Below are 25,530 nucleotides of genomic sequence, written 5' to 3' on the forward strand. Positions count from 1 at the left end.
CATCACCTAGCTGGAAATAGTTAATATGAATACTAAGTGGAGGATTACATGTTAGAAGTAAAGGACCTTACTGTTGAGGTTGGTGGAAAAGAGCTGCTAAAAGATGTCAACCTCAAAGTGGAAAAGGGTTATACAAATATCATTCTGGGGCCAAATGGTGCAGGAAAAACTGCTCTTTTGATGACATTGATGGGATTTAGTGGTTACAAGATAGTAAGCGGGCAGATATTATTCAAAGGTGAGGACATAACTCATATGTCTATTGATGAAAGGGCAACAAGGGGAATTGGAATTATGACCCAGCGCCCCCCAAACATGACTGGAGTCAAACTGAAAAATCTCTTAAAACTGATAGCAGGGGATAAAGATATGGAGCAGATGGCTGAATCCCTTGATATGATTAGATTCATGGAAAGAGATATCAACGTGGGATTTTCAGGCGGAGAAATCAAAAGATCCGAATTATTACAACTTGCTGCACAAAGTCCATGTATCTATTTGTTTGATGAACCCGAATCTGGTGTAGACCTTATGAGCATTGACATTATCGGAAGCACAATAAATGATCTGGTCCATGGTGATTCAACCTGCCCGGGTGACCGTAAAGGTCATGGAAAGTCAGCTTTAATAATTACACATACAGGTAAGATTTTGGATTACATCGAAGCAGACCGTGCTTATGTCCTCTGCAACGGAACAATAATGTGCGAGGGGAATCCCAGGGAGATGCTTCAGGAAATCAAAGAAAACGGTTATGAGGAGTGTATTACATGCAAACTGAAGAAAGCCTGAAAAAAAGGGCTAAAGCAGCACTACGAAAGGAAGCTGCATACGGAGAGAAATTTGATCTGGATGAGTATTCGATTGCTCCAAAAGAAACTAAATACACTGATAACCTGAATGAACTCGATGAGAAATCCCAGAGAACTCTTCTCAATGTAGGAGTTGTTCCCAGCGGGGAAGGCAGAGGTGGCAGCCTTGTAATGGTTGATAATGCCATATCTCATTCCTCAGTTTCCGATAGAGAAATTGAATTGATGCCTCTTCACTTTGCAATGCAAAAGCATGATTGGCTTAAAGATTATTCCTGGAATCTGGTACCTGTGGATGCAGATAAATACACTGCGACCAGTTATCTGGAGAACGCCAATGGTTATTTTATAAGAGCTCCTGAGGGAGTCAAAACAAAATTACCCATCCAAACCTGTCTGCTAATGGGTTCAAAAGACGTTTCTCAGACAGTCCACAACATTGTGATTGTAGAAGAAAATGCCAGGCTGGATGTAATTACAGGTTGCTCCACAAGCAGCGATGTGGATAAAGCTATGCATCTGGGCATTTCGGAAATGTATGTAAAGAAGGGGGGTACCCTGAATTTTACCATGATCCATAATTGGGCAGAGCAAATCGGTGTACGTCCCAGAACAGTAATTCATCTGGAAGAGGGTGCTACCTTCATCAACAATTATGTTACGCTCAAAGCCGTAAAATCCATCCAGAGCTATCCGACAGCCCGCCTTACAGGCAAGGGAGCCTTTGCCAGATTCAATACCATTGCAGTGGCACACCCCGGTTCTGAATTGGATCTTGGTAGCCGTGTTATATTTGATGCACCCAATACAAAAGCAGAGCTTGTCTCCAGAACGATCACAACCGGCGGAACCGTTATTGCAAGAGGGGAAATGATAGGAAATGAAGTCCAATCAAAGGGCCACCTGGAATGCCACGGACTTGTCCTGAGTAAAAAAGGAACACAGAGAGCAATTCCCATCCTTGAAGCAAACGTGGATGATATTGAACTGACACACGAAGCAGCGGTTGGCAGGATTGCAAGGGAACAGGTAGAATACCTTATGGCGCGTGGTCTTTCTGAAGAAGAGGCTGTAGGAATGATAGTGCGCGGTTTCCTTGATGTAGGTATCTCCGGGATCCCGGATGAGCTCCAGAAAGATATTGATGAAACAATCGCACAGATTGGCAAAAGTGCAATGTGATGCAATAGGCATCACATATTCTCTATTTTCAGATCAGTCACTTACCATTTTTGCAGCTTCATCCAGTTCCTTTAGTTTTGTAGGGATGGGATTGTCCCTCAGAAGTTTTGCCATATAAGCAAGATTGTTTACCATATACCTGACAGTCCTGTTTGTGTAGAGGTGTTTGTCTCCTCCTGCATCAATATAGCTTGGACCCGGACCTGCATCACCCACCCAGTAACAATCAGCATTCGGAGGAATTGTACAACCAAGATGGGTCAGATTGAAAAGTGTGTTTGCAGAAACATTGTGTGCTCCATCCTCATTGCCCGTCACAATAACTCCGGCTACCTTGCCATAAAGTGGATATTGCCCTGTTAGGGGTTCAGCATCTCCATAAGATCCATCCAATCTTTCAAGTACCATCTGTGCCACTGCAGATCTTACTCCAAACCATATTGGGGATCCTATTACGAGTATATCACAGGCTTTTATTTTTTCGAGAATCTGTGGCCATTCATCATCGCCTCCTTCATCCGAGGAAACCCCAAAAGCTATGTTGTGGTCTACAATGCGTATTACCTCACTATCTACACCAAGATCCTGAAACAGTTCAGCTGCTTTATCAATAAGGGCTTTTGTATGCGATACTTCAGGTGATTTTTTCAGTGTACAGTTTAAAAAGAGCGCTTTCAATGACATAATGAATATGTTGGTCAGTTGTGACATATAACCTTATCCTATAATGAAATCGACACTGTTCAGTAAAAACATCTTTCCCATTGATAAGGCGTATATGAATTTAAATTTTGATGATTTCTGATGTAATTATGGTAAGCGATAAACATATTGATCCAACTATTGATATATTGGACCAATCCCTCTTTATGTGGGAAATATTTATCGAACACCTTAATCCTCCTTTTTACAGATTTGAACCATCGCTCGATATAATTTCTGATATCCCCGGATATTATTAATCCCGGGTTTCTCCATAACAGTGTACCATGGTCCCCCATCTACAACTGCCCTCTTTGGCATTTTTCCATATATTCGTTTCAAATCCTTAAAGAAAGATTTTGTAGTTAGGTAGTTCCTTGTAGGGTATATCTTGGCATAGATTATTCTTTTAGAATCGGGATTTATAGCCGCGTATAAGAACCAGTACTGGCTTGCAAACTGTACTTTCAACTACTATGGTGTCTGGTAATTTACCAGCATAAAGCTGTACGCACCGGCTGAATTTCTGTACCCGGTAATGTACTCCCCTGTAACTTATCGATTCACCAGGATATGATAATAGTTCTGAGGTTTTTCTCAAACTTAAGTCCCTGCTGGTACACAAGTATGGATAATGCTATGGTTTTTAAATCCCTTCTTTTCCTTTGCACGAAAGATTTAAGGTCTACCGGTATTAGATTTAATAATACATTCTGTTCCATTTTTTCATCCCCTTTAAATAAGGGATGAATCCCCCCTATTTATTTCTTAACTGTAACAGTGCCGCTCAAAAGAGCATAACTTATTTTTCCAGTAACCTTGTGACTTCTGCAAGCATTTCCGGTATGGGTATTTCCTGAGGGCAGCGCTCTGCACATTGTCCGCAATCTATACAGTTGGATGCCATTCGTTCATCTCCTACGTGGGATGCATAGGCCCTGCTGGCATCTTCTATATTTTCATAAAGCATAGCATTATTGAGGTACTTGAAGTTGAGGGGAATCTGCACACCTGCAGGACATGGCAGGCAATACCTGCAACCTGTGCAATCAACAACAAGTCTATCACGGTAGATTTCCTGTACCTCACGTATCAGTGAGTGGTCTTTTTCAGTCAGGGAATGTGGCAATGCTTTATTTGCTGTTGCTAGATTTTCTTTCAGTTGCTCGAGATTGCTCATACCGCTTAAGACCATACTTACCTGCTCAAGATCCCAGATATATCTCAATCCCCATTCTGCCGGTGTACGTTTGACTTCGCTTTTATCCCAGATTTTCATTATGTCATCTGGTACCATATCGGCCAGGCAGCCTCCCCTCAAAGGCTCCATAATTATTACTCCAAGGTTTCTTGATGCTGCATACAGTAAACCTTCGTGGCCTGCCTGATAATCGATGTCAAGATAGTTGTACTGGATCTGACAGACATCCCATGGGTAGGCATCAACGATTTCCTTGAACAAAGAGGCCTCATCGTGGAAAGAAAATCCTACATAACGGGCTCTGCCATCTTGTTTAATCTGATCAAGGAAATCAAATAGTCCAAGTTCCAACAGCTTTGGCCAAAAATCCCGGTTGATAGCATGAATTAGATAAAAATCAACGTAATCCGTACCAAGTCTTTCAAGTTGTTCATCAAAGTAACGATCCATGTCTTCCCGGCTTTCAATGTTCCACGATGGCATTTTGGTGGCGAGATTTACTTTATCCCTGTAACCATTTTGTAACGCTTTAGCCAGCAGGAGTTCACTTTTACCTTCGTGGTAAGGGTATGCGGTATCAAGGTAATTTATGCCCTGGTCAATAGCATAGCGAATTATCTCGCAAGCTCTTTTCTCATCAATGTGCCCTGGATCGCCGTTCATTATGGGCAGCCGCATACAACCCAGCCCAAGGGATGAAATTTTCTCACCTGTTTTTCCAAGTGTACGGTATAACATGCTAAAATGTGGTATTTCGGTGATAATAAGCTTTGGTATTCTGACTATTAGGTTCTGATTATTCTTACGAACCTGTAGTACATAATAATTATGAGTACTACATTTGTAAGAATTTACAAGTTATTTATGGTATTTTTGCACAGATAGTATTTTGCAAGCAAATTCATATTCATTATGGATTGCAAGTGATGGTACACATGAGACGTGGTAAACTCGAAATTATGATAGACATACTTAAAATTGTACAGAGAACAGAAGCAACAAAAACTTCTATCGTATATAAGGCAAATCTGAATTTTAATCGTGCTGATAATTACCTTGAAGCTCTTATAGATCAGGGACCTATCACAAAGGCATCAAATCGCTATTTAATTACAAATCTGGGGGCAGGTTATCTCCAGAAAATGAGTGATGTCAGAGAGGTGTTAGAAGCACCAACCTGTTGAAATAACTTTAGGTCAAATTTACAATTATTAAATTTATTGATCATTGCTATCGTATTGACGGTAATGCTAACTATTTTTACTGATTCCTCAATACAATTATTCATAAAAAGTAACTTTGTTTTCGGGAATTGTAATAATAAAGTTTATAATCTATGCTGTAAAATTGCAAATGGGGGTATATAATTTGAAAATAAGAATGTTGAATTCAAGAAATGAAATTAACAGACTGGGCAAAGATGAAAATTTCATCCACTTTTCGTTTAGGCCAAGTGACATAGATATTCTGGAAATACTCAAAAATTGTCCAAACCTCAAAGCAGCCCAGATTCCGCCTTCTTACATGAAATCCCTTTCGGAAAATGTGCCAAAAATACTGAAAATGCAGGGAGTGGAATTACTTAAAGGGGATTTGAAGGGTACTAAAGTTATAAAGTATATGGAAATTACAGATAAATAATTTTGTTTTTATTTAATTTAGAAGTAAAATAATTGCAGTTGAGCCATTTTCAATTTCTGTATGGAATATGCAGAATTTTCTTTTTGGGAAATGTGAATAGGAGTCCTTGCTTCTTATCCATAGTTATGAAATAGTATATTACAAAAAAAGAGATGTATGGTGCTCCGATCGGGATTCGAACCCGAGTCTTCGGCTCGAAAGGCCGGAATGATTGGCCGGACTACACTATCGGAGCACAGTTGACCGCTATCTAAAAGCGACCCTACTATACGTTACTATTATATATAGTTTTTGTCAGGTCTGATTTTGTTTTTCCTTGACAAGTCTTAATATCCATTCAGTAAGAGCTTCGCAATGTTCGGGGTGACACGCAAGCCTGCAACCTGTGCACGGAGAGAACATTCCTGCTGCAAGCATAAGTTCATAGGATTTCTCATCCGGTGTTGTCGCTTTAATAAGATAGGTGCGTGACCCGTTGGTTACAGCTGGTTCCCTGGTGATCTTTCCTTCTTTCATCATGCGGGAAATCAGACGGGAGCACTTACGACTATCAATGTTTAGATCCTTCCATAGTTCATTCTGATAAACACCGTCATGGTGCTTGCGAATTAGACTCAATGCCTCTTCTTCAATTTCCATGAATAACCCGTAATTATTGTGTTTCAGCCGGTACGATTAAGATAATGTTGTTTCCTCTCAATACTACAGAGCCCAATGAACGCTGACGCTCCTCTTCAACCATCTCAAAGGTATCCTCCAGATGGAGATTCATATAATCATCGGCACTTTTCAGAATACCATCAAGTAAACTGTGGTCGCCTTTCATTTCAACCTGAATTCTGGATCCAACAAGTTTCTGTACCTTCTTATTCGGGAACAAAATAAAATCCTCACACAAATATCATTTTTAAATATAGATTAAATCAAAATACGCGAATGTAAACTGTAGTCTCCCCTATTTATGCCTAACGATTATAATCCTGCAGGTTTAAATATATTTGCTCCCTGTTCAGATATACCCTTGAAGATGTGAACTGTCATCATCTACCGGCTTTTTAGCAGAAGTATTCTGCGCACTCTTTCTGGCAATCGGGCCAAAAGCAGCCTCATATTCTTTGATATGTTGGTCGAGCCATCTGGAGAGTTCCATTGCGGCCAGAGGGGACAGGATTACTTCTGATTCGAGGTTACGCTCGATAACCTGTTCATTGTCATTTGAAACTCCATGAGGGGTATCATTATAAAAACATATCCTGAAATCGTAAGGACTGTGTCCACCCATTGCCCCGATGGCATATACCTGATTGAAATGATCTGGTTTATGCAACTTGATTTTCATATTCTTCTTTTGAGATTGCCCTTCTTTTTTATCCTCAGCCATAACCTTATCCTCGTTTCCAGATTTCATAAACCTTATGCCTTAATATGTTTTGCATTTCATCTGCCGGCTTCCACACTCTTTTTCAAATCCTTTGCCTGTTTTGCGATATCCGGTTTTGAATGGGCACTTGCCATCATTTCAATAGCATCAAGGTTGCGGATAACGCCATCAAGGTAGCCATAAAGATCACCAACATACGCACTTATACCATACTTTTCGTTCAGCCTGGCTGCAATCTTCTCTGGATCGCGACCACCAGCGCGCATCCTGATTATCATTTCGGAAAAATTCTTTTCAGCACATCCACAATACGGGCTCTCTTTACATCCACATGTCAAAAAATCAGTAGCGAATTCGAAGAGTTGATCCCGGATCTTCTCTTCCAGCTGGGATAGGTTATCTCCTTCAAATACAATATCCAGAGCCGCTCCCTGAAATACCCGGGATGGCATATTCACGTTCAGTGCTGCTGATATCTGGGGTGCAAACTTAAAGTAAACCGCATCGAAGAATTCCAGATTGGCTGCAATCTCGATCGGGTCCTGACCTGCACGTACTGCATCCCGGATAAGGAATGCACGTGAAGCAGAGAGAAAGTGTCGGGCTGCAATACTGCCCATTCGGGTCAATTTGATACCATCGCCTTTCTGTGTCAGGAACCGGTATTTTTTCAATTTATTTACAATGGAATTAAGATCAATATCCTCCACCATTTTGCTGCATATATAGTTCAGGTCGGTTTTTGAATTTGTGACTGCAACCGAAGCCAGAACTTCCTCTTCCTGCTCTTCCTGACCATATTTCAAATTCATTTCTTCCATCCGGCCTTTGAGCAGTTTTACCGCCATCTCGTCTTCTGTCACGGCCTGTCCGCCCCCGTATGTCTTATCAGGACTTGCAAGCAAAACTACCACACCTCTGTCATGATAATCCGGTCTTCCTGCTCTTCCAAGCATCTGTAAGAATTCTTGCAGGTTTATCCAGTCAATTCCCATTGCAAGGGATTCAAATATCACCTGTGAGGCAGGGAAATCAACACCTGCTGCCAGAGCTGCTGTTGTCACTACCACAGGAAGTTTTCCTGAGGCAAACCTGTCCTCAACTTTTTTACGTTCCGGATTGGCCAGTCCCGCATGATAAGCAGATGCCTGGATTGGCAGGGCATTTGCAAGACGATGACAGTTTCTACGGGAATTTGTAAAGACGATGGTCTGGCCCTTATGACCTTTTGAAGATACCCGATTGTATTCCTCACGTATAAGACGGGTCATTATTCTCAATTTGCTTTGCTGGGGGCAAAATATAAGATGTCTCTCAATCGGGACCGGACGATGTTCATACTCCACAAGTTCAGCATCCAGATGTTTTGCAAGGGCGTGGGGACTTCCTACAGTTGCAGAAAGATAAATGAACTGTGCCCCTGGTGCTGCATATTTGAGACGTGCAATAACACCATCAAGACGGTGCCCGCGTTCTTCATCTTCCAGCATATGGACTTCATCTATGACCACTGTACCAATTTGACCCAGCATATCTGCTTTGGAAGAACGCATAATGTAGTCGATCCCCTCATAGGTTCCGACAATAATGTCCGTATCAAGAGAACGTGACATTTTTTCCGTTTTGCGCGTTTTTATACGAGAACTTCCTATACGTATTGAAGTCTGGAGTCCAAAACCTTCATATTTTCCAGTGAACTGGCTATATTTCTGGTTTGCCAGAGCAACCAGCGGCACAAGATAAAGCATCTTGCCTCTTTTTTTCAGAATATTCTCTATACCGGCCATCTCCCCGATCAATGTTTTACCGGTAGCTGTTGCCGAGGTCACAAGAAGGTTATTTCCTTTTAGTAAACCCTTGCGTACAGCAATACTCTGTACAGGTAATAGGTTTTTAGATTTTTTTAATAATGACTTCTTGAATTGGCCGGATATTGGAAGTTTACTTATTGGATATGGGTTCTGATCTTCTTTTGAAGCTATTGTGTCGTATCTTGTAACTTCCGAATCAATTTCTTCAGGATCTAGCATGCCGATGGTGCGATCAAGGTCTTTTGTCTTGTTTAAAACATCAAATATGCGCTGTATGGCCTCATCAGAATAATGGCATTGGGAGTTACGCAGAGCCCGTTTCAGTTCTTCCTGTGCACACGTTTCACAGATGCGTTCTCTCTGATGAGAAATAGATTTCTTGTTCACAAAATTGAATTCCTTATTGAGCAGACAAAAACGACACACATCTACCATTTCACCCGTAAGGTGGAATCCGCCGAGCATTTCGATAATTTTTTTGTGGGTTTTGGCATTTCCCTGCCTGGTAATCAATATTCTCTCCGAACGTCTGAGTATCTCTATAAATTCCTCGGGTGCACGGTAATCCTGTTTCTTATCTTTCGATACCAGAAATCGTAAGGGTCGTGGTCCTGCGCTGGTACTTCGCAGAGTTAGTTCACCTACTATTGCAGGAGTTTTTTTTCGGTCTTTAATCAGCATTACTGTGACCTTTCCTTTTAAAGGATAGAGAAGAGTCCAGAGGGTCATATTCTGTCATAGACGTATTTCCCTATTATAAAGTAAGCGTCTTCTTCGTATCATACTATATATTTGATCAATATTATTCAGTATATTTTAGCGTAAAGTTTTATAAATATGCTCCATATAGTAATAGTTAGTAGTGAAGGGTATGATATGCAGAATAACAATAATGGACATCTTGAAATTCAGCAAATGACACAACCACCAAAAAGCAAGAATGTTTTGGGCAATTCAGATAAATATTCAGGGAGTGTATCTGCTGATGAATCAAAACCTATTATTATGCCTACGGGAATATCCTTACTTGATGACAGTCTCAGTGGGGGTCTTCCGTCAAGTTCATTGGTCTATTTTTCTGCAGATCCTCTATCGATGTCCGAAGTTTTCCTGTATCAGTTTTCCCAGACAAGGAAAACTTACTATTTTGCCACAGGTCGGCGCCCCAAATATATCCATCAGGACATAGTAAACTTAGGCTTTGATCCATCCAATATTATTTTTGTTGATGTTTATGGAGAATACTACTTTACGCAAACAGGAGAAATGGTCAGCAGTGTGGGCAATGAGTTTGTTGATTCAAAGATAATCGAATTCACCGAATACAATTTACAAAATATTGCTCTGGATGCGGAAGATGATGAGGTAAATGTAATATTTGATACTTTTTCCTTTTATACCAACCTTAATGTCAATACAGGCCTGATCAAACGTCTATTAAACATGCTTTATGAAACAACAAAACAGATGGTTTCACTAACTTATCTTTACAGTCTGAAAAGAAGTAGTCCAGAAGCACTTGAAAGTGATCTCTTCAATTCCGCAGATGTGATATTCAATGTATTCATTGAACGATCATCTGACAAAATAATAAACAAACTCTCAATCCCAAAGATCAGGGGGATGGTCCCTACTTCTGATGTTATTAAGTTCAATGTGGCAAACGGAGTCCATATTGATACATCAAAAGATGTTGTCTGATCTTAAAGGCATGCATGATCTTTTGCCAGCCTGCATGTACATGTCCGCTTCTCATTCATGGAAAGGAATGAGCTGATAACAAGATCAAACAGTACCTTTTCCCGGTTTTTAATAACGCTAACTACTTCATCTGCGGTCAATCTTTCATTACCCAGGCCACATGCAGGGTTGGTAACTGTACATATTGAGGCATAACAGATTTTCATTTCACGGGCAAGTATAACTTCCGGCAGGCCGGTCATACCTACAACATCCCCAAATGAAGCCATCATTTGTATCTCTGCTTTAGTTTCAAAACGCGGCCCTTCAGTACATATATATGTTCCTTCAAAGAGGTCTTCCCTGTTTTCCTGCAAAGTATTTATGAGGGATTGTCTGAGTTTCGGGCAGTAGGGTTGGTTCATGTCCACATGTACCGTCTGGTCATGATAATATGTGGATTCGCGCCCTTTTGTAAAATCAATGAAATCATCAGGGATAAAAAATGAGCCTGTAGGGTGACCTTTCATGGAACCTACAGAATTTGTGGCTATTACCTGTTTGACGCCAAGTTTTTTTACTGCACATATTATGGCATGATAGTTGATTCTGTGAGGGGGGATATGTGGGCCTGTTATCGAATGTCTGGGTATGAAGGCAAAGTTGATACCCCTGGTTTTACCTATAAAACACTCCGCATCCCCGTAGGTACTTGAAATGGTCATTTTTTCATAACCATTACTTTTGAGGAAACCTACGCCTCCAATTATAGCAAAAGAAATGTCCCTGTGCATTTTTATTTCTCTCGATTGCCTGAAAAGGATAACTTTACACCTGCAAGAGCCGAAATTATGGATAACACTATCGAGTAAATGAAATATTGTAAGCTGAAACTGCCTGCTGTAGATTCGGATGGCAGGGAACTTATTGATAATATATATTCACTGGAACCCCATAGGAGAAAACCTGCTGCAATTACAAAGAGGACAGGAGATAGTTTTCTCCAGCAAAAATGTTTTTCCATTTTTAGGTCAATTATTTTTCCTGCAATCGCAAAAAGGAAGGCTGAAACATACCACCATACGGATTTGTTTATGAAAACAGTCACAAGAGTAATCAAGCCATAATACCAGCCACCTCCTGTTGTATAGTAACCCCACAATTCCAGAGCTCCCATTATGGTTGCGATTATTATCAGCAACCCTGCGGCCATATAGGTGACAAAGGTCATCTGGCCTGCATAGAAGGCTTGTTTCATCTTTTCCCTGACAACGGCAAACGATTCGTCCAGATCGAATCCCCGGTATAACATATAAATGCCAATGGCAGCTGAAATCCCAATGATTGCTCCTTCCGGATATCGGGCCAGAAGGAAAATGGCATAGATAAGAGCTGCAAGTCCCAGGGGGACAAAAAATGTCTGGGATATCTTGGGATCATTGAATGCATGTTTTAGAATGTAATATGTACTTTCAAGATTTGCGCTTTGTTTAACGACAATCCTTTTTACTGAATCGATTTTTATTCTTGATTGAACAATGGGTAAAAGGGTTTCGTCTTCAGCTCCATCGGAGACAAAAATGGCCTCCTGTGGAGCATAGCGGGAAAGTATATCATCAAGCTGGCGTGATATGCGCTGGTCGGAAATCACACCTACATTCCGGTCTCCTGCAAAAGAGACCAGTTCAACATCTGATCCTTTTTCTTTCAGCTCGTCATAAACATGGATTCCGCCAAACAGTGTATTGACATCTGAATCTTCCGGATCTACAGACGCAAGCCTGACAGCAGCATCTACGTGAGCCTCTCTGCCTATAATTGGTGTTTGGACCCATGCTTTGTCCCCAAGATCATTGTCCCGGTCTATACAGATTACCAGAGTTTGCATTGAAGTTCTAGATATAAATTAATACAAAGTTATATATAGGTTATCTGAAGCGATCCTTTTCATGCAAATCCTTCAATCAGCCGACGTGCCCAGTTAAGTTTTTTCTTTTTGGTCTCATCGACATTGTCATCATCAAAATCAAAACCTACCAGAGTCATGGAAGTTGCCCCCAGTTGATGAGCCATGAAAACACACCGATCGCCGTCTGTAAAGCCTCCAAAGTTGAATAGGCCATGTGGAGGGTTTGTCTGGGATGTACCGATAATATTGGTTAAAAGAGGTACAAAAGAGAGAATTTTGTCTGTATTGTCGCCATGGGCATGCACTACCATTATGGCTCCTTTCTTGTTTGCCTCAATCTCTTTTTCAACATCTCCGTCAAGATCAGTTACAATCACGTCCGGGAGAAGGCCTTGCTCAAGCAGAACTGATGTTGCACCATCGGCAGCAATGATTGCATGGTCTGAAGGGTCTACCTGCTCAAGATCTTTTTTCAGTGTGGGCGCATTACCGCAAATTAATGTATCTTTGCCCTTGATAACATCAGTAAGACCGTTTAGGTCTGCTTTTACAGGTCCGATGAGAAGATTTGAAAGAAGCTGTGCAGCATCAGCATCAGCATTTTCGGAAAAATCGAAATCTTCTACTATTTTTTTGTATATTGGTTCCCATTTGTCATATTCCATTCAAATTCCTCAGTTAGCAGGGGATATTCCAATATGCACATCTATGCCTTCCACATCCCAGTCTTTTACCAGAGTGCCTGTAGCATCCACATCAAAGCCAATTACCTGAATCTGTGATCTGACCTCTTTTGCGATGTAGTTTTCCCTGTCCAGCACCAGGTCGACAATCCTTTCATCATCTATACGGATATGTGCAAGAATGTTCTCATCCACTTCCAGATCGAGTTCCTTTCGCATGTCCTGTATCCTGCGGATCACTTCACGGGCAAAACCTTCGGATTCAATATCTCTGGTGAGGTTTGCATCCACATAGATTCTCCCTCCGCTGAAATCTGCTACAGCAACCATTGAAGGTACTCTGTCCTCAAATTTGACCATTTCGGGGGTTAAGGTTGCAGGTTCACCATCAAGGGAAATCTTCATCTTTCCATTTTCCAGTCCTTTTTTCAATTCATTTGCATCGGCTTTCTGGATATATTGGATGACTTTGCCTGCATCCTGTTTGAAGACCGGTCCTATAGAGCTGTGATTTGGGGAAGCCTCTACTCCAAGTTCATCCCAACTGTTATTAACTTCCACAATATCTATATCCCTGGCATTTGTCTGGTCCATAAGGACAAAACGCAGGTCCATTACAGCATCATAGACCTGTCTGTTTTCAGGTTCAATGATTATGCGGCTGACCGGCCAGCGTAGTTTTCTTTTTACTTTCTGGCGGGCATTGGATGCGGCTTCAACCATGGCACGCACAACCGTCATTTTTTCTTCAAGATCGGTATCCTTAAGTGATTCATCCACTTTTGGCCAGTTACACATGTGAACAGTTAGATATGCATCGGGATCGACGTTTTTCACAACATTTTCATACATTTCTTCTGCCAGATAGGGCATAAAAGGGGCAATTACTTTGCAGAGGTTTACAAATACATCATAAAGAACCCTGTACACTGCCAGTTTGTCAGGATCATTCGCCTCGTTCCAGGTACGGGGTCGAATGAGCTGGATGTACCACCGGGAAAGATCCTCCAATACAAACTCATTGAGGGTCCTGATAGCACGATGCAGGAGGTACTGTTCCATTGACCTGTCCACTTCTTCTATAACGGATTGCATCCTGGATAATATCCAGCGGTCTTCTTTGCGCAGGTATGGCTCAACTGCTTCAAAAGAGACTTCCTGTGGATCAAATTTATCCAGGGCCATGTAGGGAAGAGGGAAACGATAGACATTCCAGAGAATATTTATTGTCCGGTGGATCGTTGCAAGTTCATCCTGGTTAAATTTCAGGTCTTCCCAGGGGGCACTTGAAGAAAGCACATAGCAACGCAGGGAATCAGCGCCGTATTTTTCGATGACTTCATGAGGCTGGACCACATTACCCAGACTCTTTGACATTTTCTTTCCTGTGCTATCCAGTGTAAACCCGTGCATCAGCACACTCTTGTAAGGGGCCTGTCCAAAAGCCACCATGCTGGCGCCAAGCTGGGAATAGAACCACCCTCTGGTCTGGTCATGTCCTTCTGTTATGAAATCTGCAGGCCACCATTCATTGAACTGGTCTTCCCGGTGAGGATAGTTCAGTGTAGCCCATGATGCCACTGCGGAATCAAACCATACATCAAAAACATCTTCAATCCTTGACATACGGCCGCCACAGTCACATGTTAATTTGATTTCGTCCACATAGGGCCTGTGGAGCTCGGTGTCTGGATCAACATCGGCAATTTCCTGCAGTTCCTTGCGGGTTCCTACGACCTTGAGAGATTCACATTCCTCACATCTCCATACAGGCAGGGGGATTCCCCAGTAGCGTTGTCTGGATATGCACCAGTCCCTGGCCCCTTCGATCCAGTCCCTGAATCTTGCAGAACCGGCCCAGTCAGGATGCCAGTCAACCTTCTTTATTTCTGCAAGCATATCTTCCTTCAGGTCACCAATCTTGATAAACCACTGTTTGGTGGCAAGATAGATGATAGGTGTCTTACATCTCCAGCAATGGCCATAACGATGTGAGATGGTATCATCGGCAAGTAGGAGGCCTTTTGCATCAAGGTCTTCCATCACAACGTTGTTGGCATCCCGGATATTCATACCTTCATATTTGCCGGCCTCTTTGGTGTAGTGGCCGTTTGAACCAACAGGGCAGAAAGCAGGAATATCATTTGCCTTTCCTACATCAAAGTCGTCCACACCATGCCCGGGTGCAATGTGGACACAACCTGTATTTTCAGCAGTTACAAAATCGGCAAGATAAACCCGATGATCGAATTTGGATTGTTCCGGTATGTTTTCCACAAGTGGATGCTCATAGTCCATGCCAGCAACACCTTCACCTGGCATTGTTTCAAGGATTTCATAATCTGTGTACCTTCCTTTTTTAAGTACACTTTCCACAAGATCGGAGGCCATTATCAATATTTCTTCCTTATCCTCTTTCACGGCCCTGACCTTTGCATATTCAAAATCAGGATTTACAGCCACAGCCATATTTGCAGGGATGGTCCAGGGTGTGGTAGTCCATATGACAATATATGTGTCATTTTCATCTTTTACTGCAAATTTGATGAAAATGGAAGGGTCGGTACGATCCTCATATTCAACTTCAGAATCTGCAATTGCTGTTTCACAGCGGGGACACCAGTTCACTACCCTTTTACCCACTTCAAGCAGATCTTTTTCGTAAGCCTGTTTGAGGGTCCACCAGGCAGCTTCTATGTATTCATCCTTGAGAGTCATGTAAGGGTCTTCCCAGTCCAGCCATGTCCCAAGGGTGCGGAACTGGTCTGTCATGGCATCCTTTTGTTTCAGGGCAAATTCCTTACATTTATCAACGAATTTTTCGACACCATAACTTTCAATGTCTTTCTTTGATTCAAAACCCAGGACTCCTTCAACTTTTACTTCTATGGGGAGGCCGTGCATGTCCCAACCGGCCCGGTCTACAATATCATGCCCATTCATGGATTTGTAACGAAGTATGGAGTCTTTGATAATTTTGTTCCAGGCGGTACCCAGATGTATATGTCCGGTAGTATATGGTGGGCCGTCCACAAAGAAAAATCGCTTTTCTCCACGGCGATGTTCTCTTACTTTCATGTAGGCATGGTTATCCTCCCAGAAATTGTGGACTTTTTCCTCGATTTTTTGTGCATTATATTGATCGGTAACTTCCTTGATCATAATAAGTAATCTCCATGAACAGCTGATATTCTGGTTATCCTAATACTACAATGGGTTTAAATAATTTAGCTTTAAATAATTCGTGAATCTTTTATGCTGAATGCCAAAATGGTTGCTGGAATTCAACTTTTAAAGAACATAATACACGTATCTCAATGCAGGTTTGAATCTTCATTTAATATCCTTAGCATTTCAATTATGGAATATGCTGCACGTGTAACTCCCATACTGCGGCTATCGGTATCTGTACCCGCCACATAAAGATTCCTTACGGGTGTTCTTATCCCTGCAAAATGGCCATTTATGGTAACTGCAGCTTTTTCAGGAATGGTTACCTGGTCATGTTGCATTTCCACATGATCCTGGATATCAGGAACAACTTTGTATATTGTCTCATGGGCTTTTTTTATTTCTTTTTTTTCAGGAGAAGAATCATCTATTGCAAAAGCAAAACCTACAAGTTGTTTTCCCGGTGGTGCAAGGGTTGGGTCATAATTACTTATTGGCATTGCCCAATACGCATTATTCTTAAACCAGATTTCAGAACCCCTGTAGTTGAATTCCTTCCTGGTCTCATCAAGACCCAGCCATACAGTCAGGCTCTTACTATTAACAATTCCGTCCAACTCCTCGATATAATTGTGGGGTAAATCTTGCACTAATTCGGGTAAATGCTTTACAAAACCGGTGTGTATGACTATGTCTGCAAGATAGATTTCATCGCTTTCCACTCCTGTAACCTGATTGTTTTCAACAAGTATCTTTTTAGCCTTACTCTCAGTCTTTATATCAACTGAATCGGGTAAAGAATACAGGATGGCATTGAGCAGTGCTTTGAGACCTTTTCGGGGGTACCCCTGGGAATAATTTGCCTTGTTTGTTGCAAGCCTTCCCAGGGATGAAAACTGGCTTGATACACTGTTAAACCGAAGTTGTAGTTGGTTGTGGTAATTTGCAGGGATTATGGATTGGAGGATGGATTCAACCGGTGGTCTGTCGGGTTTTGATACAATGCTGGCAAATTGTGCCTGTGTAATACTGTCCCTGACAAAACTGCTCCCTGTTAATATCCTGTGCACCGAGGTTTCCTTCATTGATTTGCCGGAGAGGAAATGGGAGATTGCATCAACAAAATTGTATGAGTCTGTGGAAAGTGTCTTTGGTAGTGCATCATATACAGATTTTTTCGAAAGATCGACGCCGAAGGTAGAAAGTGTCAATTCTTTGGTGAGGGTCTGTGCAATAAGTAATCTGTCTTTACGGGGTAGTGCATCGAATACAGCAAATTCTTTGAGATTAGATGGTACTTTTAGAAAATTGCGTTCAGTTCTGACAAAATAATTTCCGTAATCCTCGAAAACAGGAAGGTAGTCAAAGTAATTTTCCATCAATCTTTTCAAAGGACCTGCTTTCAGGTGGGTTATCGCATGGGGTCCAGTATCGACCTGGAAACCATCAACATCATAACTGTTACAGTTCCCTCCAACCTGGTTATTTTTTTCAAGTACCAGTACTTTCTTTCCGTGTTTTGAAAGTGTAAGTGCGGCAAGCAGGCCTGTTGCTCCTGCACCAATTACAATGGCATCATATTTATTCATAATATTCTCCTTTAAAGACCCTGAAATTCAGATTATTCTGTAGGTTCATATGTGTAATAGATAATCAAGATTGTCAGATGTATTTTTCACTAAATACGACAATGGGTTATAAATAATTTAGGCAAAGTGAACAAACCGGTTTAGGCATAAAGGTTTAAATCCTTATGGCAACTTTTATTCTAATACGATCAGATCTATCCGTCCGGGTGATATTTTGAAGGTTAAATCAAGGGTACAATTGAGAAAATCCGATAGGAAGAAACTTTTTGAAGGAATGGAAGAAAAGTTTGGCAAAATTAGCCGTCTTGAAGATAGCAAAATAGAAAGTGCCCGGGCAGATGACATGGAAGTCCTCATCGTAGAGGGTAAAATCTTATTCTTCAAATATGAGGAAGACTGGCACCCTACAGTTAGGGGTGTGCTTGAATATGGTATAAATGAATACGTGGTAGTTGTGGACCAGGGCGCCGTTAAATTTGTAATTAATGGCGCGGATATAATGAGTCCGGGTATTGTTTCGGCAGATCCTGTTATCAAAGAAGGGGATATTGTCGTTATAAAAGAGGAAACTCATAAAAAACCACTGGCTATCGGAAAGGCCCTTGTGCCTGGACCTCAGATGGTTGCGGATTCAGGCAAAGCAGTAGAATCCCTGCATTATGTGGGTGATGAATTCTGGAATCTGGAACTTTAAGACAAAGATATCTTTAAAATATAATGAACGTTATAAGGACATTAGATCTTTAATTCAAAATAAAAGGTGTGGATTATGGCATTCATGGACAAATTGTTCGGAAGTGGAACTAAAGCTACGTCTTCTGCAGAGGAGTACACTGAACTTGATCTTGGTAAGTATGAAGAGGTAATGGATGAAGAACCTGCTGAAACTTACGTAAGGGTTGCTGAACTTACCAATCTTAATGAATTACCGTCCCTTAAAAAGGAAATATATGACGGTAATATCCTTATGATTGATATTTCCAATATAAAGGCTGATAAATTGATGTTGGATCGTGCTTTGAAAGATCTCAAGGAAGTTATAATTGATGTCCACGGTGATATTGCGGGGATTAAAGAAGATCAGGTATTGGTAACACCAACCGGCGTAAAAATAGACAGGTCCAAGGTAATTGGTGGGAGATATTGAACCCAGAAAGCGAAAGGAAAGAGGGATTTGATACCCAAACCACCTGTCCTCTTTGCCACAATGAAATGATCATGCACTGGCAGAGTGACGATATACCTTTTTTTGGTGAAGTTATGTATGTAACGAGTCGTTGTGGCTGTGGTTTTCGTTTTACAGACACTATGATCCTGGCTCAGAAAGAGCCGATACGTTGTGAATTGAAAATAGAAAAGGAAGAAGACCTTAACTGCAGGGTTATCCGGTCAATATCTGGAACTGTAAGGATTCCTGAACTTGGTATTGTTATCGAACCAGGTAATGTTTCTGATTCCTATGTAACAAATATTGAAGGATTGCTCTACAGAGTCAGGGATGTAGTGAAAACTGCAATAAAATGGTCGCAAGATGATCCGGAAAAAGAGGCTGCAGGGAAAAATATTCTGAAAAGGTTAAATGATACACTTTCCAGTAAGGCTAATCTTACCGTCATAATGGAAGATCCACTGGGTAACAGCACTATTATATCTGAGAGGGCATCATGCAGCAATCTTACTCCGGAGGAGGCATCAGCACTTAAAACAGGGATGGTAATTCTGGATGCTGATTCCGCTAATCTCAAGGTTGACTCTTCTGAAAATATCCAACCTCTTGGAAATGACTAAAAATAATGGGTTTATTTATCTTCGCAGGATTTTAAAAACAATTTCTGGTGACTTTATGGGCGAACAGGAAAAAGAAGCATCATTGCCATCAAAAGACAATTTCAGTGAATGGTATAATGAATTACTCCAAATTGCAAAGATAATGGATGTACGTTACCCTGTAAAGGGTCTCTATGTATGGCATCCCTTCGGTTTTACTATCAGAAAAAAAACATATTCTATTATGAGGGAACTTCTTGACAGGGACCATGAAGAAACAATGTTTCCTCTGCTTGTCCCTGAATCCGAGTTTATGAAAGAGGCACAGCACATAAAGGGATTTGAGGATGAGGTCTACTGGGTGACCCATGGGGGGACATCTCCTCTTGAAGTAAAGCTTGCATTGCGTCCCACAAGTGAAACAGCCATATATCCGATGTATAAGCTCTGGGTGCGCTCTCATGCAGACCTCCCCTTGCGCCTGTATCAGATTGTCAACACATTCCGTTATGAGACAAAACACACGCGTCCCCTTATCCGCCTCAGGGAGATCACTTCTTTCAAGGAAGCGCATACGGTTCATGCTACATGGGATGAAGCAGCCGGCCAGGTAGATGAGGCAATAAGGATATATACTGAATTCTACCACAGGCTTGCGATACCGATACTGTCTTCCAGAAGACCCGACTGGGATAAGTTTCCGGGTGCGGATTATACGATTGCTGTTGATTCACTGATGCCTGACGGGAGAACGCTTCAGGTGGGTACTGCCCATCATTTGGGCGATAATTTTGCAAAGACTTTTGAAATAACCTATGAAGATTCTGAAGGGGAGCAGGTATATGCTCACCAGGCCTGTTATGGTGTTTCTGAACGCTGTCTTGCAGCACTAATTTCTACTCATGGTGATGACAAGGGACTTGTACTTCCACCTGAGGTCGCCCCTGTGCAGGTTGTTATTATTCCCATCATATTCAAAAATCCCGAAGAAGTTCTTGCAGCCTGTGAAAAGGTCTCAGAAGAGCTCAAGGATGCCGGTATTAAGGTCAAGACTGATGATAGCGATAAGCGCCCGGGTGCCAAATACTACAAATGGGAGATGCAGGGTGTACCGATCAGGCTGGAAATTGGTCCCCGTGACCTGAAAAATAAGGCAGCAATGATGGCAAGAAGGGACACCGGTGAAAAAGAACAGATTCCACTTGAAGATATAGCTTCAACCATAAAGGACACCTTCGCAGATATACATGAAAACCTGTATTCACAGGCTGAGGCCCAATTACGGGAACATATTTTCCTTTGTGAAGGTCTGGAAGGGATCAAAGATAAACTGGTTCATGGAATTGTTCAGACTTACTGGTGTGGAAAGAAAGATTGCGGTAAAGAGATGGAAGATGTCATTGGAGCCGGAATACTTGGAATACCGAATGAACAACCTGGCTGTAAGGGTAAAAAATGCCCTCTGTGTGGTGAAGAGGCAGTCAATTCCATTTATATTTCAAGAACCTATTGAATTTAATAAAATAAAACAGTGGTTATCATGGATTCATTCCTACCTGGACATAAAGATGTACCCGAAAAGCCTCTTTTCGTATGTGTGCTTTCCAACACCGAAACTGCATATATAGAGGGTCTTTCAGCCGCAGGAAAGAGTGCCAAACTGACAGATTATACTCCTGCAGGAGATGCTGAAGTGCTGGAAACGGGAAATATCATAAGTGTTCCCGTACTGCCTATGACTCCTCCTTTTAACACTCCTACGCCAGGGATTACTACCCGGGCCGTTCTGGTTACTACGGGAGTGCCTCATGTGTTTGTGCGTGCGGGTATGAAACTCACTCCTAAAGTACCTATGATAGACCTTGAAGTCCCTGCAGGGGCGGATATACGTAATAAAATCGCAGTAGAAGATCCGCACACCGTTTTCAAACGTGCAGAAGAAACAGGTAAAAACCTTAAAGATAAATCAGATTTTATAGTTATCGGAGAGAGTATTCCGGGCGGAACGACAACTGCTCAGGCGGTTCTAAACGCTCTGGGATATGATGGAAAAGTGAGCAGTAGTGCTTCAGCAAATCCTATAGGACTGAAAGCACAGGTTGTAAAGCAAGCTCTTGAATCTTCAGATATCACTCACGGAAAACTCAGGCAGGATCCTCTTGAAGCTGTACGTTGTGTGGGTGATCCCATGATGCCTGCAGTTGCCGGACTTGTTTCCGGTATAGGTAATGGTACACGTGTAATTCTTGCAGGTGGAACACAGATGGCTGCCGTATTCAGCATTATAAAACATATGGGAATGGATACGAGTAATCTTTCCATTGTTACTACTAGCTATGTGGCAAATGATGAAACTGCAAATTTCCGTGATTTGGCAAAACAAATTGGAGTAGAAATGTTTGCTGAAGATCTCGGATTTGGCAAATCAAAATTTTTGGGCCTCCAGCAATATGAGAAGGGCTATGTGAAAGAAGGAGTCGGTGCAGGAGGGGCTTTTTATATAGGACGTTTGTTGGGACACTCCCGTCAGGAAATGACGGCACAGGTGGAGAAGATTTGCATTGAGCTGGCAGATCTGCTGGAAGATTATGAGTAAATTCATTACATATTTGCCGGGTTATCCGCCTCTGCACCGGTAAATATATTATATATGAGGTGTATTGGGTGGATGCTTACACGTTTCATGCAACGTGTTTTGCGGGGCTGTGGCCTAGCCAGGAATGGCGACGGGCTCCAGCGGATAAATGATGAACAACGGGTCTACTGAGGCTTGCCCGACGGGGTTTGCCAGTGAGGAACCGTTGGAGCACTGATATGTGTTCATAAGAACAGTCAAAGCTGCTAAGTGCAGTTGTTCGGAGAGACCCGTCGATCGTGAGTTCGAATCTCACCAGCCCCACGTTTTCCTTTTCTTTTGTAACACAAACCTTTAAATCATATTGCCGTCGTATTAGCGGCGTGTTTCATCTACGGGAAAAAATCCCGTTGGAGTGTGGCCTTTATGGCTGAACCGTCAATGAATGAAACAAGGTGAAATAATGTCAAAATCATTTTACAGTTATGTAAGAGACGCATGGAAAAGACCTGATGATTCTTATGTAAAGGATCTCAGATGGGAAAGACTTCAGGAATGGAGACGTGAAGGCTCAGTAACCCGTGTAAAAAGGCCTACCCGTATAGACCGCGCACGTTCCCTTGGATATAAGGCAAAACAGGGAATCACAGTCGTACGTGTAAAGGTGCACCGTGGGAGCAGGCGTAATTCCCGTTATATGCGTGGAAGAAGGACCCAGCATATGGGTAAAAACAAGATCACAGGAGAAAAGAGTCTCCAGAGAATTGCCGAGGAAAGGGCTTCGCGCCGCCATCCTAACATGGAAGTACTCAACTCTTACTGGATAGGAGAAGATGGAAAGAATAAATGGTTTGAAGCAATTCTTGTGGATCCATTCCATCCTGCCATTGTTAAAGACAAGGACCTTAAATGGATATGTGACAGTTCCAGCCGGGGACGTACTTTCCGTGGAAAAACAAGCGCAGGAAGAAAGAGTAGAGGTATGCGCCGTAAAGGAACCGGTACGGAGAAAACCAGGCCGAGTGTCCGGTCCAACAATAACCAGGGCAAGTGATTCACTATATAACATTGCGCGTAACTGCGCATGCAACCGAAGACAGGGACAGAGTAATCTCTGCCCTGAAATTTCTTTTACCGGATGTTATCCGCAACTCTTCGGATATCGATGAGCAGATAAATTCTATGGTTGTGGAGGGACATTACGGTAACCTGATGGCTTTGTATAGTCTGGATTTTAAGCGCAAGGCTGAAACTTCTGCGTTAATGAACCGTCTGGTTTCGGAATTGTCCAAATCCCAAAGAGATGAACTTTTTCGCCAACTTGATGAGCGTCTTGATGATCAGCTGATGCTACATCTACGATTTAGCAAGCAGGAAGCATATTCTGGAAAACTTGTTACGGAATCATCTTCTGATGCGATTGCTGTCAAAATAAAAATCGCCACTTATCCTAAAGATAGGAATAAAGCCCTTGAAATGCTGGAGGATTTTTTTGAGCAGATTTGATTATTATGACTTGAATGTCCATGTGCTTCCGGATGGTTCAGGTTCTGTAAACCAGATGCTTTCAATTGCCAACCATCTTGGATATTCAGGAATTGGTATAACGAATCATATTGATAGGGAACCACCATCTGATGGTTCGCATGAAGGTATAGAACTGATTCATGGAGTGGAGATAGAAGTCCGTAATTCTTCAAGACTTCATGGTTTTGTTGGGAAGTTTCGTAAGAAAGTAGATGTTCTTGTGGTTCATGGGGGCAGTGAATCCATAAATCGCAGTGCAGTAGAAAATCCCAATGTAGATGTCCTGACTAATCTTCCCACCGGCAGAGACAATGGTTTTAATCATGTCCTTGCAAAATCAGCCCACGATAATGAAGTGGCAATCGCATTCAACCTTGATGTCATAATCAAACAGAGGGGTGGAAGGCGGGTACATGCTCTGGGACATTTCAGGAAAAATTTACAGCTTGCAAGAAAATACAATGTTCCCACAATACTTACGAGCAATGCAATGTCCTGCTATGACATGCGGGCTCCCAGGGAAATGATTGCGCTTGCCGGGTTGTTCGGTATGGAAGAGGATGAAGCAAATGCAGCTTTGAGTACTATTCCGGAAGGAATCATCAAACGCAACAGAAGAAATACCTCAACTCCGCAAGGTGTTCGCATTATTCAATACAATAGTCAGGAGTTTTGTTAATGAAAGTACTCCCTCCTACTCTTCGGGACCCGAAAAGGTATCTTGCACTGGAATTAATATGCGAGATACGGGTTTCACGGGAGGATTTCCTCAATGAGATATTTTCCAATTCCGCTGCATTAATTGGCGATTTTGGTTCAAGTCAGGCCGGTATCAGGCTGCTTGATTTTAATGATAATATGGGTATACTTCGCTGCAAGCGAGGTTCAGGAGACCTGACCCGGGCTATACTTGCTACAATTACAAGAGTAGGTGGTTATCCTGCAATTGTAAATGTGCTTGGAATTGCAGGTACTGTGCGATCGGCAACCGAAAAGTACATTGAAAAAAGGGATTCATATAACGTCCCTGACGACAAACACATATAAATGGATAGAAACTATATTATACGTTGTTATCGATACCACGTGCATAAGAATTAATAGGAGATAGATACGAAATGCAGATGGCACCACAAATGGGTTATGATAGAGCGATCACGGTTTTTAGTCCTGATGGCAGGTTATTTCAGGTAGAATACGCCCGTGAGGCAGTAAAGAGAGGAACCACAGCTGCTGGAATCAAAGCCCGGGACGGTGTAGTCCTCCTGGTGGACAAAAGAATTACCAGTCATTTGATTGAAGCTGAATCCATTGAAAAAATATTCCAGATTGATGAACATATCGGGGTAGCTACTTCAGGACTTGTAGCTGATGCACGTGCTCTTGTAGATCGTGCCAGAGTAGAAGCACAGGTTAATGTTGTCTCCTATGATGAGCCTATAAGTGTTGATGTGCTCTCAAAGAAGATTTGTGATCACAAGCAGACCTACACTCAGTACGGAGGCGTACGTCCTTATGGAACAGCTCTTTTAATAGCAGGTGTTGATGGCTCCACACCAAAACTCTTTGAAACAGATCCAAGCGGAGCACTACTTGAATATAAGGCAACAGCAATCGGTGCAGGTAGAAACGCCTTCATGGAAGTTTTCGAAGAAAAATACAAGGACGGAATGGATCTGGATGAAGCTATTATGCTTGGTATGGAAGCCCTTTACAATGCTTCAGACATGAAACTGGATGCATCCACTCTGGAAGTCGGTGTGGTGAAAGTGGAAGATAAGATGTTCTCCAAATATTCCAGTCAGCAGGTTGAATCCTATGTGGAGCGGATACTTGAAAACCACAAAGATGAAACCGAAGAAGCAGAAGATGAAGAAGCAGAACAGTAAATCCAGTACA

General features: G+C 42.0%; 28 protein-coding genes and 2 tRNA genes. 16 read left to right on the forward strand and 14 right to left on the reverse strand.

The features are described from left to right. The first annotated feature begins 48 nt into the window (after nucleotides 1-48). Together CI957_RS01645 and CI957_RS01650 are read left to right on the forward strand one after the other, a co-directional pair. Nucleotides 49-792, forward strand: a complete 744-nt coding sequence (locus CI957_RS01645) for an ABC transporter ATP-binding protein (RefSeq protein WP_096711354.1) — start codon at nucleotides 49-51, stop codon at nucleotides 790-792. Next, complete coding sequence (locus CI957_RS01650; RefSeq protein ID WP_128754096.1) at nucleotides 771-1,994, forward strand: SufD family Fe-S cluster assembly protein; 1,224 nt, start codon at nucleotides 771-773, stop codon at nucleotides 1,992-1,994. The genes CI957_RS01645 and CI957_RS01650 overlap by 22 nt, the downstream gene beginning before the upstream one ends. Nucleotides 1,995-2,027: 33 nt before the next feature. Here the strand turns inward: CI957_RS01650 and CI957_RS01655 are convergent, their stop codons facing one another. From CI957_RS01655 to CI957_RS01665, 4 genes are all read right to left on the reverse strand, one after another. Then, nucleotides 2,028-2,678, reverse strand: coding sequence for a flavodoxin family protein (locus CI957_RS01655; RefSeq protein WP_128754097.1), 651 nt, complete (start codon nucleotides 2,676-2,678; stop codon nucleotides 2,028-2,030). A gap of 210 nt (nucleotides 2,679-2,888) precedes the next feature. Continuing rightward, on the reverse strand, nucleotides 2,889-3,167 hold the full coding sequence (locus CI957_RS01660) for an IS6 family transposase (RefSeq protein WP_123151406.1): 279 nt from the start codon (nucleotides 3,165-3,167) through the stop codon (nucleotides 2,889-2,891). A gap of 92 nt (nucleotides 3,168-3,259) precedes the next feature. After that, nucleotides 3,260-3,418, reverse strand: coding sequence for a hypothetical protein (locus tag CI957_RS10555; RefSeq protein WP_164908996.1), 159 nt, complete (start codon nucleotides 3,416-3,418; stop codon nucleotides 3,260-3,262). Between the two features lie 80 nt (nucleotides 3,419-3,498). Beyond that, nucleotides 3,499-4,635, reverse strand: a complete 1,137-nt coding sequence (locus CI957_RS01665; protein WP_105460032.1) for an aldo/keto reductase — start codon at nucleotides 4,633-4,635, stop codon at nucleotides 3,499-3,501. Between the two features lie 188 nt (nucleotides 4,636-4,823). On the opposite strand from CI957_RS01665, the gene CI957_RS01670 reads away from it, so the two are divergent. Both CI957_RS01670 and CI957_RS01675 read left to right on the forward strand, forming a co-directional pair. Then, entirely contained in the window at nucleotides 4,824-5,081 is a 258-nt protein-coding gene (locus CI957_RS01670) for a winged helix-turn-helix domain-containing protein (RefSeq protein ID WP_241645783.1), read from the forward strand. 184 nt (nucleotides 5,082-5,265) lie between these two features. Then, complete coding sequence (locus CI957_RS01675) at nucleotides 5,266-5,538, forward strand: DUF1699 family protein (protein WP_096711350.1); 273 nt, start codon at nucleotides 5,266-5,268, stop codon at nucleotides 5,536-5,538. A gap of 157 nt (nucleotides 5,539-5,695) precedes the next feature. Here CI957_RS01675 and CI957_RS01680 read toward each other — a convergent pair. The 5 genes from CI957_RS01680 to CI957_RS01700 form a co-directional block, all read right to left on the reverse strand. After that, nucleotides 5,696-5,773 (reverse strand) — tRNA-Glu (locus CI957_RS01680). Between the two features lie 59 nt (nucleotides 5,774-5,832). Further along, nucleotides 5,833-6,177: a MarR family transcriptional regulator gene (locus tag CI957_RS01685; RefSeq protein WP_096711349.1), complete on the reverse strand. Its 345-nt coding sequence runs from the start codon at nucleotides 6,175-6,177 to the stop codon at nucleotides 5,833-5,835. A gap of 13 nt (nucleotides 6,178-6,190) precedes the next feature. Further along, complete coding sequence (locus CI957_RS01690; RefSeq protein WP_072358175.1) at nucleotides 6,191-6,418, reverse strand: LSM domain-containing protein; 228 nt, start codon at nucleotides 6,416-6,418, stop codon at nucleotides 6,191-6,193. Nucleotides 6,419-6,547: 129 nt separating this feature from the next. Then, the gene (locus tag CI957_RS01695; RefSeq protein ID WP_128754115.1) at nucleotides 6,548-6,919 is read right to left on the reverse strand and encodes a DUF3467 domain-containing protein; all 372 of its coding nucleotides are present in this window, start codon (nucleotides 6,917-6,919) and stop codon (nucleotides 6,548-6,550) included. 56 nt (nucleotides 6,920-6,975) lie between these two features. Further along, nucleotides 6,976-9,459, reverse strand: coding sequence for a DUF5814 domain-containing protein (locus tag CI957_RS01700; protein WP_128754098.1), 2,484 nt, complete (start codon nucleotides 9,457-9,459; stop codon nucleotides 6,976-6,978). Nucleotides 9,460-9,606: 147 nt separating this feature from the next. On the opposite strand from CI957_RS01700, the gene CI957_RS01705 reads away from it, so the two are divergent. Then, the gene (locus CI957_RS01705) at nucleotides 9,607-10,431 is read left to right on the forward strand and encodes a recombinase RecA (protein WP_096711347.1); all 825 of its coding nucleotides are present in this window, start codon (nucleotides 9,607-9,609) and stop codon (nucleotides 10,429-10,431) included. 2 nt (nucleotides 10,432-10,433) lie between these two features. Here the strand turns inward: CI957_RS01705 and CI957_RS01710 are convergent, their stop codons facing one another. The 5 genes from CI957_RS01710 to CI957_RS01730 form a co-directional block, all read right to left on the reverse strand. After that, nucleotides 10,434-11,204, reverse strand: a complete 771-nt coding sequence (locus tag CI957_RS01710; RefSeq protein ID WP_096711346.1) for an MTAP family purine nucleoside phosphorylase — start codon at nucleotides 11,202-11,204, stop codon at nucleotides 10,434-10,436. Between the two features lie 2 nt (nucleotides 11,205-11,206). Continuing rightward, nucleotides 11,207-12,298 (reverse strand): DUF373 family protein, encoded by a 1,092-nt coding sequence (locus CI957_RS01715; RefSeq protein ID WP_128754099.1) that lies wholly within the window; start codon nucleotides 12,296-12,298, stop codon nucleotides 11,207-11,209. A 59-nt stretch (nucleotides 12,299-12,357) separates the two neighbouring features. Further along, nucleotides 12,358-12,984: a 6-hydroxymethylpterin diphosphokinase MptE-like protein gene (locus tag CI957_RS01720; protein WP_128754100.1), complete on the reverse strand. Its 627-nt coding sequence runs from the start codon at nucleotides 12,982-12,984 to the stop codon at nucleotides 12,358-12,360. Between the two features lie 9 nt (nucleotides 12,985-12,993). Continuing rightward, complete coding sequence (ileS, locus tag CI957_RS01725; RefSeq protein ID WP_128754101.1) at nucleotides 12,994-16,164, reverse strand: isoleucine--tRNA ligase; 3,171 nt, start codon at nucleotides 16,162-16,164, stop codon at nucleotides 12,994-12,996. 152 nt (nucleotides 16,165-16,316) lie between these two features. Beyond that, nucleotides 16,317-17,762 (reverse strand): NAD(P)/FAD-dependent oxidoreductase, encoded by a 1,446-nt coding sequence (locus CI957_RS01730; protein WP_128754102.1) that lies wholly within the window; start codon nucleotides 17,760-17,762, stop codon nucleotides 16,317-16,319. 214 nt (nucleotides 17,763-17,976) lie between these two features. Between CI957_RS01730 and CI957_RS01735 the strand changes: the two genes are divergently transcribed. The 11 genes from CI957_RS01735 to psmA all read left to right on the forward strand — a co-directional run bounded on the left by CI957_RS01735 (nucleotide 17,977) and on the right by psmA (nucleotide 25,520). After that, nucleotides 17,977-18,456 carry a DUF1947 domain-containing protein gene (locus CI957_RS01735; protein ID WP_096711341.1) on the forward strand — a complete coding sequence of 160 codons (480 nt, stop codon included), beginning with the start codon at nucleotides 17,977-17,979 and terminating at the stop codon, nucleotides 18,454-18,456. 72 nt (nucleotides 18,457-18,528) lie between these two features. Beyond that, a complete protein-coding gene (gene sepF / locus CI957_RS01740; protein WP_181079151.1) occupies nucleotides 18,529-18,909 on the forward strand; it encodes a cell division protein SepF in 381 nt (126 codons plus the stop codon). Continuing rightward, nucleotides 18,906-19,550: a ZPR1 zinc finger domain-containing protein gene (locus CI957_RS01745; RefSeq protein ID WP_096711339.1), complete on the forward strand. Its 645-nt coding sequence runs from the start codon at nucleotides 18,906-18,908 to the stop codon at nucleotides 19,548-19,550. Before sepF ends, CI957_RS01745 begins: the two co-directional genes overlap by 4 nt. A 55-nt stretch (nucleotides 19,551-19,605) precedes the next feature. Next, nucleotides 19,606-21,042, forward strand: coding sequence for a proline--tRNA ligase (gene proS / locus CI957_RS01750; protein ID WP_096711338.1), 1,437 nt, complete (start codon nucleotides 19,606-19,608; stop codon nucleotides 21,040-21,042). A gap of 27 nt (nucleotides 21,043-21,069) precedes the next feature. Continuing rightward, nucleotides 21,070-22,125 carry a nicotinate mononucleotide-dependent phosphoribosyltransferase CobT gene (cobT, locus tag CI957_RS01755; protein ID WP_096711337.1) on the forward strand — a complete coding sequence of 352 codons (1,056 nt, stop codon included), beginning with the start codon at nucleotides 21,070-21,072 and terminating at the stop codon, nucleotides 22,123-22,125. 103 nt (nucleotides 22,126-22,228) lie between these two features. Beyond that, nucleotides 22,229-22,428 (forward strand) — tRNA-Trp (locus CI957_RS01760). Nucleotides 22,429-22,567: 139 nt separating this feature from the next. Beyond that, a complete protein-coding gene (locus CI957_RS01765) occupies nucleotides 22,568-23,158 on the forward strand; it encodes a 50S ribosomal protein L15e (RefSeq protein ID WP_096711336.1) in 591 nt (196 codons plus the stop codon). A 14-nt stretch (nucleotides 23,159-23,172) separates the two neighbouring features. After that, nucleotides 23,173-23,610: an RNA-binding protein gene (locus CI957_RS01770; protein ID WP_164908997.1), complete on the forward strand. Its 438-nt coding sequence runs from the start codon at nucleotides 23,173-23,175 to the stop codon at nucleotides 23,608-23,610. After that, nucleotides 23,597-24,310, forward strand: a complete 714-nt coding sequence (rnp3, locus tag CI957_RS01775; protein ID WP_096711334.1) for a ribonuclease P protein component 3 — start codon at nucleotides 23,597-23,599, stop codon at nucleotides 24,308-24,310. The genes CI957_RS01770 and rnp3 overlap by 14 nt, the downstream gene beginning before the upstream one ends. Further along, nucleotides 24,310-24,678 carry an Rpp14/Pop5 family protein gene (locus CI957_RS01780; RefSeq protein WP_096711333.1) on the forward strand — a complete coding sequence of 123 codons (369 nt, stop codon included), beginning with the start codon at nucleotides 24,310-24,312 and terminating at the stop codon, nucleotides 24,676-24,678. The genes rnp3 and CI957_RS01780 overlap by 1 nt, the downstream gene beginning before the upstream one ends. A 71-nt stretch (nucleotides 24,679-24,749) precedes the next feature. Next, entirely contained in the window at nucleotides 24,750-25,520 is a 771-nt protein-coding gene (gene psmA, locus CI957_RS01785; protein WP_072358139.1) for an archaeal proteasome endopeptidase complex subunit alpha, read from the forward strand. Nucleotides 25,521-25,530 lie beyond the last annotated feature (10 nt).

The sequence above is a fragment of the Methanohalophilus sp. WG1-DM genome (assembly GCF_004104135.1).
GTDB classification, from domain to species: domain Archaea; phylum Halobacteriota; class Methanosarcinia; order Methanosarcinales; family Methanosarcinaceae; genus Methanohalophilus; species Methanohalophilus euhalobius.

Excerpts from the sequence above, each read along its gene's own strand:
- CI957_RS01645 (WP_096711354.1), top strand. The coding sequence starts at position 49 with ATGTTAGAAGTAAAGGACCTTACTGTTGAGGTTGGTGGAAAAGAGCTG.
- CI957_RS01650 (WP_128754096.1), top strand. The coding sequence starts at position 771 with ATGCAAACTGAAGAAAGCCTGAAAAAAAGGGCTAAAGCAGCACTACGA.
- CI957_RS01655 (WP_128754097.1), bottom strand. The coding sequence starts at position 2,678 with ATGTCATTGAAAGCGCTCTTTTTAAACTGTACACTGAAAAAATCACCT.
- CI957_RS10555 (WP_164908996.1), bottom strand. The coding sequence starts at position 3,418 with ATGGAACAGAATGTATTATTAAATCTAATACCGGTAGACCTTAAATCT.
- CI957_RS01665 (WP_105460032.1), bottom strand. The coding sequence starts at position 4,635 with ATGTTATACCGTACACTTGGAAAAACAGGTGAGAAAATTTCATCCCTT.
- CI957_RS01670 (WP_241645783.1), top strand. The coding sequence starts at position 4,824 with ATGGTACACATGAGACGTGGTAAACTCGAAATTATGATAGACATACTT.
- CI957_RS01685 (WP_096711349.1), bottom strand. The coding sequence starts at position 6,177 with ATGGAAATTGAAGAAGAGGCATTGAGTCTAATTCGCAAGCACCATGAC.
- CI957_RS01695 (WP_128754115.1), bottom strand. The coding sequence starts at position 6,919 with ATGGCTGAGGATAAAAAAGAAGGGCAATCTCAAAAGAAGAATATGAAA.
- CI957_RS01700 (WP_128754098.1), bottom strand. The coding sequence starts at position 9,459 with ATGACCCTCTGGACTCTTCTCTATCCTTTAAAAGGAAAGGTCACAGTA.
- CI957_RS01705 (WP_096711347.1), top strand. The coding sequence starts at position 9,607 with ATGCAGAATAACAATAATGGACATCTTGAAATTCAGCAAATGACACAA.
- CI957_RS01710 (WP_096711346.1), bottom strand. The coding sequence starts at position 11,204 with ATGCACAGGGACATTTCTTTTGCTATAATTGGAGGCGTAGGTTTCCTC.
- CI957_RS01715 (WP_128754099.1), bottom strand. The coding sequence starts at position 12,298 with ATGCAAACTCTGGTAATCTGTATAGACCGGGACAATGATCTTGGGGAC.
- CI957_RS01720 (WP_128754100.1), bottom strand. The coding sequence starts at position 12,984 with ATGGAATATGACAAATGGGAACCAATATACAAAAAAATAGTAGAAGAT.
- ileS (WP_128754101.1), bottom strand. The coding sequence starts at position 16,164 with ATGATCAAGGAAGTTACCGATCAATATAATGCACAAAAAATCGAGGAA.
- CI957_RS01730 (WP_128754102.1), bottom strand. The coding sequence starts at position 17,762 with ATGAATAAATATGATGCCATTGTAATTGGTGCAGGAGCAACAGGCCTG.
- proS (WP_096711338.1), top strand. The coding sequence starts at position 19,606 with ATGGGCGAACAGGAAAAAGAAGCATCATTGCCATCAAAAGACAATTTC.
- cobT (WP_096711337.1), top strand. The coding sequence starts at position 21,070 with ATGGATTCATTCCTACCTGGACATAAAGATGTACCCGAAAAGCCTCTT.
- CI957_RS01765 (WP_096711336.1), top strand. The coding sequence starts at position 22,568 with ATGTCAAAATCATTTTACAGTTATGTAAGAGACGCATGGAAAAGACCT.
- CI957_RS01780 (WP_096711333.1), top strand. The coding sequence starts at position 24,310 with ATGAAAGTACTCCCTCCTACTCTTCGGGACCCGAAAAGGTATCTTGCA.
- psmA (WP_072358139.1), top strand. The coding sequence starts at position 24,750 with ATGCAGATGGCACCACAAATGGGTTATGATAGAGCGATCACGGTTTTT.